The sequence below is a fragment of the Exiguobacterium sp. s143 genome, assembly GCF_018618895.1.
Taxonomy (GTDB): domain Bacteria; phylum Bacillota; class Bacilli; order Exiguobacteriales; family Exiguobacteriaceae; genus Exiguobacterium_A; species Exiguobacterium_A abrahamii.
The window spans coordinates 283,437-296,117 of the sequence record NZ_JACSMX010000001.1 but is presented as its reverse complement, the minus strand read 5'-3'; the positions used below and the strand labels follow the sequence as shown (position 1 = coordinate 296,117).

The 12,681-nt window shown below is 50.1% G+C and carries 8 protein-coding genes and 1 riboswitch; of the genes, 3 read left to right on the top strand and 5 right to left on the bottom strand.

Features of this window, described 5'->3' with window-relative positions; all coding sequences use genetic code 11:
• Window positions 1-95 precede the first annotated feature (95 nt).
• Window positions 96-195, bottom strand: a riboswitch (TPP riboswitch).
• A gap of 95 nt (window positions 196-290) precedes the next feature.
• The 5 genes from KNQ03_RS01690 to KNQ03_RS01670 all read right to left on the bottom strand — a co-directional run bounded on the left by KNQ03_RS01690 (window position 291) and on the right by KNQ03_RS01670 (window position 7,028).
• Window positions 291-968: a 50S ribosomal protein L25/general stress protein Ctc gene (locus tag KNQ03_RS01690; protein WP_023468341.1), complete on the bottom strand. Its 678-nt coding sequence runs from the start codon at window positions 966-968 to the stop codon at window positions 291-293.
• A gap of 289 nt (window positions 969-1,257) precedes the next feature.
• Entirely contained in the window at window positions 1,258-2,808 is a 1,551-nt protein-coding gene (locus KNQ03_RS01685; protein WP_214723227.1) for a GNAT family N-acetyltransferase, read from the bottom strand.
• Window positions 2,809-2,820: 12 nt separating this feature from the next.
• Window positions 2,821-3,351 (bottom strand): glycerol-3-phosphate acyltransferase, encoded by a 531-nt coding sequence (locus KNQ03_RS01680; RefSeq protein WP_214723225.1) that lies wholly within the window; start codon window positions 3,349-3,351, stop codon window positions 2,821-2,823.
• Window positions 3,348-5,957, bottom strand: a complete 2,610-nt coding sequence (locus tag KNQ03_RS01675) for a DEAD/DEAH box helicase (protein ID WP_214723223.1) — start codon at window positions 5,955-5,957, stop codon at window positions 3,348-3,350. The genes KNQ03_RS01680 and KNQ03_RS01675 overlap by 4 nt, the downstream gene beginning before the upstream one ends.
• 30 nt (window positions 5,958-5,987) lie before the next feature.
• Window positions 5,988-7,028 carry a tyrosine-type recombinase/integrase gene (locus KNQ03_RS01670; RefSeq protein WP_214723221.1) on the bottom strand — a complete coding sequence of 347 codons (1,041 nt, stop codon included), beginning with the start codon at window positions 7,026-7,028 and terminating at the stop codon, window positions 5,988-5,990.
• 429 nt (window positions 7,029-7,457) lie between these two features.
• On the opposite strand from KNQ03_RS01670, the gene KNQ03_RS01665 reads away from it, so the two are divergent.
• From KNQ03_RS01665 to parC, 3 genes are all read left to right on the top strand, one after another.
• Window positions 7,458-7,859 carry a CoA-binding protein gene (locus KNQ03_RS01665; protein ID WP_023468336.1) on the top strand — a complete coding sequence of 134 codons (402 nt, stop codon included), beginning with the start codon at window positions 7,458-7,460 and terminating at the stop codon, window positions 7,857-7,859.
• 178 nt (window positions 7,860-8,037) lie between these two features.
• The gene (parE, locus tag KNQ03_RS01660; RefSeq protein WP_035407952.1) at window positions 8,038-10,008 is read left to right on the top strand and encodes a DNA topoisomerase IV subunit B; all 1,971 of its coding nucleotides are present in this window, start codon (window positions 8,038-8,040) and stop codon (window positions 10,006-10,008) included.
• Window positions 10,001-12,406, top strand: coding sequence for a DNA topoisomerase IV subunit A (gene parC, locus KNQ03_RS01655; protein WP_064299873.1), 2,406 nt, complete (start codon window positions 10,001-10,003; stop codon window positions 12,404-12,406). The genes parE and parC overlap by 8 nt, the downstream gene beginning before the upstream one ends.
• The last annotated feature ends 275 nt before the right edge of the window (window positions 12,407-12,681 follow it).

The window sequence follows — 12,681 nt, the reverse complement described above, 5'->3', positions numbered from 1 at the left end:
ACGTCCTCCTTAGAATGGGGGAGACGCCAAAAAAGACCGCCCTCCGTAAAAAAGAGAGCGGTCCTCAGAAAAACTGCGCGCAGCAGGAGTCATTGGATGTGATCGCTCCACTTTCCTACGCTAGTATGAACTAGATCAGGTTCGAAGGGTCCGAAGTGAATCGTCTCAGCCAAATGGGCTCCCCTAGTGGATATGGTAATAGGTGATACGCTGTTCACTTTAGGCAATCTTCTGTCTATTGTCAAGACACAAAAAAACGATACGCCACGAAGGGCGTATCGTCAAACGACTTATTTGTTGTCTTCGTTCTCTTCTTTTGCTTCTTCTGAAGACTCTTCCGTAGCTTCCGCTTCGTTGTCTTCACCAGCTTCCGCTTGTGCCTCAGCTTCTGCTTCTTCGATTTCCTCAAGCTCTTGTTCAAGCGTTGATTCGACGACAGCTGCGACTTGAATGTCGCCTTCTGTGACGATACGGAAATCTTTTTGTTCTGGAAGATCAGCAACAGAAATCGAATCGCCGATTTCGAGGTTCGTGACGTCGACTTCGACGTTCTCTGGTAATTTATCTGGTGTAGCTGCGACTGTTACTTTAAAGAGTGTCTGTGACAGGAATCCACCGACTTTAGCGCCAGCTGCTTCGCCGACGAGTACGACGTCTGCTTCGACTTCTGTCTCTTCATCCATTTTAACGGCGATGAATTCAACGTGATCGACAGTTGGTGTGAAGACATCCATATCACGACGGTTGATCAAGACGTTAATATTTTTACCGTCGAGTTTCAGTGAAATCAAGACGTTCTCACCGTTTTCTCGAACGATTTTAAGCAATTCTTTTTCTTCGAATGCGATTGGTGTACTTTCCACTTTGTAACCATACACGACACCAAGAGCTTTTCCTTCATGACGTAATTGTTTACGGAGTGAGCGTGGACGTACCTCGCGTTTTTCGGCTGTTAATTTAACTGACATGTTCATTTCCCCCTTGAATTTGGTATAGCCCTCAAAAGGTAATGAAAGTAGGAGCAGGACAAGTCCTGAACAATTTAAATATGCTAAGACAATCGGTTTCAGACTCTTTTGAATCTGACGCTTTCGTGACTTTGCATTTCTCTCCCAGGTCATTACGCTGATATTGAGAAACATGTGTGAGTAAGTCACCGTTTGATGCGGTGCTAGTGAGTTTATACCCCTATGTTTTAAATCCTTAAACCTCTAATTTTTATTTTTTAAAGTCGAAAGACCTCCAAACCGCTTGAAATCAAGGGTTGAGAGGTCTTTCGTTTTTTTCATTTTTTATGGTGATGCGTTGGTTTTCACGAACCAACACGCGGATGAGACGTTCGATGTGCCGCATCGTCGTCTGTCCCATCGTTGAAATTTGGAGCCATTGATTACGGACGAGATAGTCGCTTTCATATTGAACATGATAGCCCTGGATCCGGAGAGCGTCTCCTAAAGCGGTTGCCGACGGATGGACGATCGTCAGAATTCCCGGCGCTTGTGCTTCTTGCGTCGCAAGAAGGTTAAAACCAGTCGCGCGAACGGCTTGTTCGAGATAGGTCATCTTGATGGCGGCTTGATCGAGATCAATGGCATCGAGCGCTGCCTGACAAGCCAGCAACAAGTTCGATGAGCCGGAAAAGGCGACGCCTTCCGCATAGAGTCCGAGGTCCAGATAACGTGGAATTCGTGGAGAAGGTAGGATGCTGTCTGTATGACCGATGAACGCAAGACCCGGTAAACCACCAATTGCCTTTCCGGAGACGGTCGTGACGAATCTGCAACCGGCGTACGAGAAACGTCCGGTCCCGACGGCGCTGATCGCATCGACGATGAGTGCGGTTCGTTGATCTAATAGCGCTTTTACCGCATCGAGATCGTAGAGAACGCCCGTAGACGTCTCACAATGCGTCAACCAAATCCAGTCGTACTCCGTTTGATGCAGTTGGCTTGCGAGTTGTTCTAAGTCGATCGGGTGACCGGACGGAAGCAGGTGGATATCAAACGACTTCCCGGCTCGTGCCGCGTGATCGATCAAGCGTTGACCGAACTCGCCACCGTTTAGGATCAATCCATGTCCACTGAGTTGTTGTGCGACGATATCGTTGGCGAGCGTACCACTGCCGACAGCCATCGAGACATGTGGCAAATCCAGCAACTGACACATTCGGTCCCGTAAATCTTGATCGAGCTGACGCATCGATGCCGTCCGATGCGGACGCGGTGCTTGTTGTGCCGCTTGGCGGACTGTTGGTGCAACCTCGACTGGACCGGCTAGAAAATGCAGAGGACGTAAAACGTCCGCGATGACGGATCGTTCATATGTTGCGCGCGACAACAACATCGGTACGAACTGGGCATCGCCACTACCGAGCGTTGCTGCGATTGGTGTGAAGCCGAACCGCGCATATAGTTTAGCTTCCCGTGTCGTACCACTGATATAGACATGATCAATCGTTTCCCGCTCCAAGTAGACCATCAAAAAACGCATCAATTGCATGAACGTACGACTATTGCGGTATTCGGGACGAACGCTGAGTAAGCGGATTTCCGCTGGGTCCGTCAGTGTCTCATCTAGCGTCACGCCTTTTCCCTCAAGCGAAAAAGGACGATGCTTCCGAATGGCAATCATCGCGACGAGTCGATCGTCTTCCTTGCCGATCAGATAGGTATTTTGATCATGAAACCGGTCAATCCGTTTCCGTTCGGTGTTCGGTTGATGTTGCGGAATCTCTTCCGTGAAGGTGAGGTAGTTCAGTTCATGGATTGCTTCCGCGTCCGAAGCGGTAGCAATGGAAAAGTCGATCATGAGACGTCCTCCTTATGTAATGATTGGCTTGTGAAGTGCATCATGAGCCCACAGGACAAGTAGACTTACAGCAACGGTACACAAGATATTGATGGGTCCCGCGTCAAAGTAGACAGGGAGTAACGGGAGCAGAACAACCGGAATCAGCCCCGCTTTGACGCTATCTTTCGTTACGAGATAAGACAGACCGAGTATGCCTAGTCCGGCAAGATATGCCCACGGCGTGATGGCGAAGACGATTCCGGAAAATACGGCATACCCTTTACCGCCGCGTCGCGGATGAAACAACGGAAACAAGTGACCGATAAGTACGGCAAGAGCGACGGGATAAAATGCGTCTGTTAGCTGTAGTGCAAGAACCGTCTTCGCGGCATCAAACAGGTACACGAATAAAAAAGCCGGGAGCCCACCGGCGCGATGGGCGTTGCGGGCACCGATGTTTCCGGAACCGACCTGTGCCAAATCGGTACGACTGACGTACTTCCAGAGCGTACCGCCAAGAATACTACCGATAAGGTAACCAAGCAGGAGATCAAGGATCACCGATGTTCCTCCTTTGTTTCTACGAGATGTACGAGTTCCTTGACGGTCAGGGCATCACTGTCTGGAGCCGTCAGGACGGCATCGACCATCTGAGCTTTTCGATCTTGTAATTCCGTCATCTTTTCTTCGATCGTTCCGCGTGTCAGCAGTTTGATGACCGTCACGTCGGACTGTTGTCCAAGCCGGTGAGCGCGATCGGCTGCCTGTTGTTCGACGGCCGGATTCCACCAACTGTCAAAGAGGATGACGGTATCAGCAGACGCGAGATTCAGTCCCGTTCCACCGGCTTTCAGGGAAATCAAGAAGAGATCGACTTCACCGTCATTGAACCGATCGCATAACGCCAACCGGTCTTCGAGTGGTGTCTCACCCGTCAACAGGAAGTGGGGGAGGTGACGTTGCGCGAGATCCGAGCGAATGCGTTCGAGCATTTGTGTATACTGCGAGAAAATCAAGATCCGCTTTCCGGCTGCCCGTTTTTCGGCAATTAATGAGAGTAGACGCGTTCGTTTCGTTGCTTCCCCTGTGTACTCCTCGACGAATAATCCCGGATCGTTGCAAATTTGCCGCAACCGCGTTAACCCAGCCAGTAATTTCAGACGATCTTCGCGTTTCGTCTCGTCTAAGTGTTGCAGCGTCTCGAGTTGCAATTTGGCGAGATACGACGCATATAAGCGTTTTTGGTTCGGACCGAGCTCGACATAATGATGCTCGATCTGTTTCTTCGGTAAATCCTGTAAGACATCTTGTTTCTCACGCCGTAATATGAACGGTTGGATGAACTGTTGCATGTCATCAAATGACCATTTCTCAAACGTCGCTAAATCCGGCAGTAATTCTGGAAACAGAACATGGAAGATCGACCAGATATCACGCGGACGATTCTCAAGTGGTGTTCCCGTTAAGGCGAAACGGCGTTTTGCTTGCAGATGCCGTAGTTGACTGACCGTTTGTGACTGCGGATTCTTCAAGTGCTGTGCTTCATCAAAGAAGACGACGTCATATACAGGGTGGCGACGGACGTCGGTCCGAAGCGTCGTATAGGAGACGATCGTCACCGTATCGTCAGGTAAGTGCTCCAGTTCGCGGAGTCGGCTGGCTTGAGAACCAGTGACGACATGAACCGGTCGACCGGGTAAAAAGCGCTTCAGTTCCGCCTCCCAGTTGCGGAGTAGTGACGCCGGCGCGACGATGAGCGCGCGACGGTCAGGAATCGTCGCGACATAACCAATCGCTTGAATCGTCTTCCCGAGCCCCATCTCATCGGCTAAAATCCCGTGACATCCTAGCGCGTCTAAATTCTTCAGAAATTGAATGCCCGTCCGTTGATACGGATAGAGTCGTGATTCTAACGAATTCGGCAAGTCGAGCTGGAATCCTTGTCCGGATTTCAATTCAAGCCATTTCTCGAGCAAATCGGCGTGAAGATGGAGGACGGAAGCGCCAATTAGATGCTTCATGTTCCGGACAGCAGGTAAGACGATCCGTCCGTCGCGTAAGTCGCGTTCACTTGCTTCCATCTGAGCGAGGACCCGTTGTAACTGCTGAAAAGCCCTTGTTTCTAAAGAAACGAACTGTCCGGATTTCAAGCGGTGGTACCGTTTTTGTAAGACGAGCGACTTCAGGACACGTTTCAGCTCATCTTCCGGAATCCCGTCCATCGAAAAGTTGAACACGAGCCAGTCGAGGCGGTCCGTTACGTCGACTTCGATTCGCGGATGGAACGGACCTTTTGGTAACGTTGTCCGGATCGCTTGTGTTGCAAATAACTCCAGTTGACCGAGCGCAACCCGTTCGTCAAGCAGACTCCGCAAAAAGGCATACTGTGCGGCGTCACTCGTGATGATGTATCGCATGTCTCGTGGTGTTGCTTGGAATTCACGTAAGAAGCGTAAGGCACTTTGCTCCGTTACCTGATCCCGTCCAGCGTAAATCGTCTCATCGAGCGGATTCAGCTGAATTCCTTGATAATCAAACGACACGCGGACTTCGACTTCCTGAGCCGTTCGGTCGAGATGGAGTTTGACGATTGGTGTCCCGGAAACGATTCGTTCTTGTAAATCAGGACTGAACGAAACATCGGCGAGTCGCTGCAAATACTCCGTCTGTCCAAGGAGACGATCGAAGTAGGGCAGGGACAGTTGATGCTGCTGATTGTCCGTCAATCTTTTGAGTGTCACGACGGGTCCTGTCAGTTCGAAATGAATCGCCACCCGACGATCCGGTGTGAGACTGCGTAAATAATGGCGCGCGCCAGCGTCATCGACTTGAAACGCCGTGAAGGGACGAATCTGTGGTGACAGCGGCGTCGGTGTGCCGTGCGCCTGAACATGATGCATCGCTAGTAAAACGGCGACGATATGTCCACAAAACGATGTATCCATCGCAAGTGATGGACAATTACAGCCGGCGTCGACACCGTGCGCCTTGACGCGGACGGTCACCGTGAATCGTTCCTCACCGTCGACACTCGCTTCGATCAGCTCGTCGCCCATTCGATAATTATGCAACGTGACCTTTCGAGCGGCGACATACTTCTTTCCCCGTCGAAAAGCATAGGCATCAGACATCTGTTTGATTTTGCGTTCACTGAGCCCGTAATTCATGACATTTCTCCTTTAGTTAACATAATGTGATTATCGTTCACCATCGAATAAATCGACGGCGCGTTTTTTCTCCGAATCGCCGATATGGGCATAGACTTGTGTCGTCGCGACGGATTCATGACCAAGTAACTGCTGGATCGTCAGGACATCGACCCCACCGGTCGCAAGACGTGTCGCAAACGTATGCCGCAATTTATGCGGTGTAATTTTTTTGCGCTCTAAAAAGGGGAGGACCGGTTTTAATCGTTCGGTGTGCCGCTGCAAAATATGCTGGACTGCCCGTGGACTGAGTGGTTTCCCGTGTTTTTGGAAGACAGGCACGGCGCCACTCGTTGGCATCTGATAATGAATCGCGTATTTGCGTAAGGCGATCCGGGCTGGTTTCGCGAGTGGAATCAGCCGCTCTTTATTGCCTTTTCCGATGACACGGAGCGTGTTTTCATGGAAATCGACATCATTCCAGACGAGTTGGGTCATCTCACTGAGACGCATCCCGCTATAGCCGAGTAGTTGGAATAACGTCACGTCGCGGACGCGATCACGTTCATAATGCGACGCTTCCCGGGCATTCATCTCGACGTTCGACGGTAACAACTGAATCAATTCGTCCCACTCGCGTTTCGTCAGGTAGACCGGTTCCCGTTTCGCTTGTTTTGGTCGGTTGACTTTTGCGACCGGGTTTTCTGATAGCTGACCTGTATCGACCAAATAACGGAACAACGACTGTAACGCCGATAGCTTTCGGTTGATCACGCTTGGTGCATTTTGTTTCGTTAAGGCAAGGTATTCGGCATAGGCTTCGATTCCTGCTGCATCGATCTCGACGAACGCTTCAAGTGGAATCTTGCGCGCCGTTACTTCTTCACCGGACGCCGCAGTGACGAATTGAAAGAACGCTTCGTAGTCATAGACGTAGCGACGCATCGTTGCTAATGAGAAATGTTTTGCTGCTAACTGATCCAAATAGGACTGAATGAAGCGTGGCATCCGCTCATAACCAGGAATCGCTGGTGCTGTAGCCGAAACGGTCGTTTTATGTATCGTTTTTCCTAGGTTTTTAAATAAACTCATCCGACAATCACCCCTCTAGTAGTAGTATACCAAACGTTGGTACGTCAGACACTTGTTTGCGTGAAATAGTTATTTCACGCAACGTTAAATTGTCAGACAGGGAGCCCTCAGTTGCATCGACAACGCATCAGACGGGTCGTTGATCAACTCGATGCACGTGAGAATTTAGCCTATTTTTATGGTTTTTGAGCTACAACATTCTCTTTAATAACAATAATAGTATTATGTCACCTAAATCATCAAAAAAGAATGAATATTCAATTTCGCTCTCAGTTGCATCGAGAAGTCGTTCGACGGGTCATTGGTCGACTCATTTGATTTCAAGACGATTTCTGAAAAACGTCGAAAACGTGCTCGATTTCGCATACTTCATCTTGGTTCGGGTATAGAGTGTTAGGTAAGAGTTATTTTCATAAGGGGGAGTTCTAGATGATTACCGATCAACAAGCACGTCAGTATTTGAAGGATGCCAAACGCATTGCCGTCGTCGGTGTCTCGAGTGATTCCGGAAAGACCGCGAACTGGATTGCGGACTACTTAGTCCAACATGGATACGAAGTCATTCCAGTCAATCCGACGTTAAACGAGTGGAACGGTCAAAAAGTCTATCCGAGCGTCGCAAGCATTCCAGGACACATCGATATCGTCGACGTCTTCCGTCGGTCTGAGTTTTTAGCGGATGTCGCCAAAGATGCTGTTGCTCACGGTGACGTCGGGATGATTTGGAATCAGCTTGGTCTCTCGAGTGTCGAAGCAGAAAGTCTCGCACTTGGTGCTGGTATTCCATATATTGAGAATCGTTGCATCAAAATCGAGCATCAATATCTGTGAGTCATCGCACGATTTCAGGCATCTTCACCCGTTCGTGAAGGTGTCTTTTTTCATGCGCTTTACAGGTTATGCTTGTCAGGAAGCAAGAAGATGCCTACAATTAGAGACAGACTACTCGAAATAACGAACGAACGTTTGTAAAAACGACGTCGTAATTTCGAATTTTGAGGTGAAATGAATGGCGACAGACTTAAATAACTACAATGATGATGCCATACAGGTGCTCGAAGGACTCGAAGCAGTCCGAAAGCGCCCAGGTATGTATATCGGTTCAACCGATCACCGTGGACTTCACCATCTCGTCTACGAGATCGTCGATAACGCAATCGATGAGGCACTTGCAGGATTCGGGGAACAAATTGACGTCACGATTCATAAAGATAATGCAATCACCGTCCGTGACCATGGACGTGGAATGCCAACGGGGATGCATGCATCGGGAAAGCCGACTGCTGAAGTCATCTTCACGGTCCTTCACGCTGGCGGTAAGTTCGGTCAAGGTGGCTATAAGACGTCCGGTGGCTTACACGGCGTCGGGGCGTCGGTCGTTAACGCCTTATCAACGGATTTGAAAGTAACGATCTTCCGTGACGGGAAACAATATGAGCAAACGTTTGAAAACGGTGGGATTCCGAAGACGACGTTGCTTGAAACGGGTACGACGCGTCAAAAAGGAACGAGCGTTTACTTTAAACCAGATGGCTCGATCTTCAGTACGTTGACATACAACTACGATACGCTCGCGGAACGCTTACGCGAATCCGCTTTCTTGCTGAAAGGTCTGAAGATTACGCTGACGGACGAACGGTCCGATAAACAGGACATCTTCCAGTACCAAGACGGTGTCAGCGAATTCGTCCAGTACTTGAACGATGATAAAGACACACTGCATCCGACGGTTGCGTTCGAAGGTACGGAAAACGAGATCGAAGTCGATATCGCCTTCCAGTTCACGGATGCGTACTCGGAAAACGTCCTGTCGTTCGTCAATAACGTCCGGACACGCGACGGTGGAACACACGAAGTCGGTGCAAAAACGGCAATGACACGGGTCATGAATGAATATGCCCGAAAAAACACGCTCTTGAAGGAAAAGGATAAGAACCTTGACGGAAATGATATCCGCGAAGGGTTGACGATGATCGTCTCGATCCGAATTCCGGAAGAGTTCCTTCAGTTCGAAGGACAAACGAAGTCGAAACTCGGTTCACCGGAAGCGCGGACGAGCTGTGACGCTGTCATCAGTCGTCGTCTCTCGACGTACTTGGAAGAGAACCCGCAAACGGCGACGCTGTTGATCAAAAAAGCGATCCGCGCAGCGCAAGCTCGTGAAGCAGCGCGGAAAGCCCGCGAAGAAGCACGAAATGGGAAAAAAAAGAAACGTTCGAGCATCTTGAACGGAAAACTGACACCTGCTGCTTCGAAAAACGCAGACAAGAATGAATTGTTCCTCGTCGAGGGTGATTCTGCCGGTGGTTCTGCGAAACAAGGACGAAACCGGACGTTCCAAGCGATTCTTCCACTCCGTGGTAAGGTCTTGAACACGGAAAAAGCGAAACTCGCTGACATCATGAAAAATGAAGAGATCAATACGATCATTCATGCGATTGGTGGCGGTGTCGGAGCCGATTTTGACTTGTCGGATTGTAATTTCGACAAAGTCATCATCATGACGGATGCCGATACCGATGGCGCGCATATCCAAGTCTTGCTATTGACGTTCTTCTTCCGCTACATGCGTCCGTTGATCGACGCTGGGAAGGTTTTCGTTGCCTTACCACCGCTCTATCGTGTCTCAAAAGGAAAAGGCAAATCGGAGAAATTTGAATACGTCTGGGACGAAGAGACACTCAAGAAAACGACGAAGAAATTCGGTAAAGGTTATATGATCCAGCGTTACAAAGGACTTGGGGAGATGAATGCACCACAGCTCTGGGAAACAACGATGGATCCCGAGACACGGACATTGATTCGGGTCACGATCGACGATGCTGCTGTTGCGGAAAAACGTGTCTCGGTCTTAATGGGCGATAACGTTGGTCACCGCCGGACGTGGATCGAGGACAATGTCGCCTTCGGTCTCGCGGAAGACCTCTCGATCATCGAGAATGAGCACGTGACGAAAGAGAGTGTGAACGAACATGTCTAATCTACAAAACATCCTGAACCTGTCGCTCGAGCAAGTCGTCGGCGACCGGTTTGGTCGTTATTCGAAATATATCATCCAAGATCGTGCCTTACCGGATGCCCGGGATGGTCTGAAACCGGTTCAACGCCGTATCTTGTATGCGATGCATACGGAAGGCAACCTGTTTGACCGTGCTTACCGGAAATCGGCGAAGACGGTCGGTGTCGTCATCGGTAACTACCACCCGCACGGTGATTCATCGGTCTATGAAGCAATGGTCCGCTTGAGCCAAGAGTGGAAACTGCGTTACCCGTTGATCGATATGCAAGGGAATAATGGATCAATCGACGGCGATAGCGCGGCAGCGATGCGGTATACGGAAGCCCGTTTATCAAAAGTTTCGAGTCTGATTCTCGACGGGATCAACAAACAGACCGTCGATTACACGCTCAACTTCGATGATACGACGGAAGAACCGCTCGTCTTACCGTCACTCCTACCGAACTTGCTGATGAACGGTTCGACGGGGATTTCTGCTGGTTATGCAACCGAGATTCCACCGCACCACGCGGGAGAAGTCCTCGATGCTGCGATTGGTCGGATCTCAGGGACGGTCCAGAACGTCGATGACTTGTTGACGCACATGCAAGGTCCTGATTTCCCGACTGGTGGTGTTGTCCAAGGGCTTGACGGCATCAAGAAGGCGTTCGAGACAGGACGCGGGAAAGTCATCATCCGCTCGCGCTCAACGATTGAGACACTGCGGGGTGGTCGTCAGCAAATCGTCATCACGGAGCTCCCGTATGAGGTCAATAAAGCGAATCTCGTCAAACGGATGGAAGAACTCCGTCTTGATAAAAAGGTCGAAGGTGTCGCTGAAGTCCGTGATGAGACCGACCGCGACGGTTTACGGGTCGTCATCGAGTTGAAGAAGGAAGCGGACGCAGAAGGTGTCTTACACTTCTACCTCAAACAGACTGACTTACAAATTGCCTATAACTACAACATGGTCGCGATCCATGAACGGACACCGCGGCAAATGGGCGTCTTGACACTACTTGATGCGTATCTTGCACACGTCAAGGAAGTCGTCATCCGCCGGACAGCGTTTGATCTCGAACAAGCGAAACGCCGTCAGGAAGTCGTTTCTGCCTTGATGACAGCAATCTCTGTCCTCGATGAGACACTTGCCTTGATCCGTTCTGCGTCGAACAAAGCAGACGCGAAGGAGAAGCTGATCACGCGCTTCAACTTTACGGATCGCCAAGCGGAAGCCGTCGTCATGCTCCAACTTTACCGGTTAACGAATACCGATATCGTCGAGTTGCAGGAAGAAGCAGCGAAACTCGAGAAGGAAATCGCTCGTCTTGAGAAGATCCTTAACGATGAAAAGACACGGAATCGTCTCATCATCAAGGAATTGACAGTCTTGAAGGAACAAGTCGCGGACAAACGTCGCTCGACGATCGAAGCAGAAGTTGAAGAACTGAAGCTGAAGACAGAAGTCATGATCGCTGTCGAAGAAACGATGGTCTTCCTGTCGAAAAACGGGTACGTCAAACGCTCGTCGCTCCGTTCATTCGGTGCTTCGAACGACTTACCGGATTTGAAGGAACAGGATCGTCCGTTGCTCCAAGGGCAAGCGATGACGACGGATCACTTGATCGTCTGGACCGTTCGCGGGAATTACTTGCTGATTCCGGTCCATCAATTGCCGGATACGAAGTGGAAAGATGGCGGTCAACACGTCGCGAACCTCGTTCCACTCGAACCGGGTGACCGGGTTCTCTCAGCGGATCTCGTTCGTTCGTTCGACGAAGCACAGCATTGCTTGTTCGTGACTCGTCAAGGGATGGTCAAACGCTCGAAACTGAGTGACTACAACGCCCAGCGGAAGTCAAAACCACTTCAAGGTGTTCGTTTGAAGGCAGACGATGAAGTCTTGTATGCTCAGGTCTCAACGGGTCAAACGGAGCTGTTCCTTGCAACACAGAACGGTTTCGGTCTCTGGTTCACGGAAGACGACGTTCCTGTCGTTGGTGTCCGGGCTGCCGGTGTTAAAGCGATCAACCTGAAGGATCAAGATGTTGTCGCGGGTGCAATTGGCTTCAAGGAAGCACCACAGATCGTCCTCTTGACGCAACGGGGTGCCTTGAAGAAGATGCGCCTCGCGGATCAGTTCCAAGTCTCGAGCCGTGCGCTCCGTGGCTTACAGTTGCTCCGTGATTTGAAATCGAAACCACACCAAGTCGCAGCATTGATCGACGTCACACAAGCGAAAGAATTGGTCCTCAGCGGAAAAGAGCAGGAGAAAACGATCCAAATCGGTTCGTTATCGTTCCTCGACCGCTTATCGAACGGTTCATTTGCCTACGATGAAGAGAAATTCGGTCCCTTGCTCGACTGGTATACACGATAAGACGAGGCTCCTCCGGATAACGGGGGAGCTTTTTTAGATCTAGCGGGGCAGGAGAGGGGAATTTTGAGACGAATGCTCGGAATTTTGAGATTTATCGCTATAAATATCGTTTACAAATTGAAACACTGACCAATAACGGCTACAATAGAAGAAATAGTCAGGTCACGATTCGTCACGAACAAGCGTCGGGTCACGCGTCTCCGCAGCTTTGCTTATAGCGTCAATTGATCAAGCAGCTACGGGACCGTCCCTTTAGCTGCTTGTTGTGCAATCTG

Excerpts from the sequence above, each read along its gene's own strand:
- parE (WP_035407952.1), top strand. The coding sequence starts at position 8,038 with ATGGCGACAGACTTAAATAACTACAATGATGATGCCATACAGGTGCTC.
- parC (WP_064299873.1), top strand. The coding sequence starts at position 10,001 with ATGTCTAATCTACAAAACATCCTGAACCTGTCGCTCGAGCAAGTCGTC.
- KNQ03_RS01675 (WP_214723223.1), bottom strand. The coding sequence starts at position 5,957 with ATGAATTACGGGCTCAGTGAACGCAAAATCAAACAGATGTCTGATGCC.
- KNQ03_RS01690 (WP_023468341.1), bottom strand. The coding sequence starts at position 968 with ATGTCAGTTAAATTAACAGCCGAAAAACGCGAGGTACGTCCACGCTCA.
- KNQ03_RS01685 (WP_214723227.1), bottom strand. The coding sequence starts at position 2,808 with ATGATCGACTTTTCCATTGCTACCGCTTCGGACGCGGAAGCAATCCAT.
- KNQ03_RS01665 (WP_023468336.1), top strand. The coding sequence starts at position 7,458 with ATGATTACCGATCAACAAGCACGTCAGTATTTGAAGGATGCCAAACGC.
- KNQ03_RS01670 (WP_214723221.1), bottom strand. The coding sequence starts at position 7,028 with ATGAGTTTATTTAAAAACCTAGGAAAAACGATACATAAAACGACCGTT.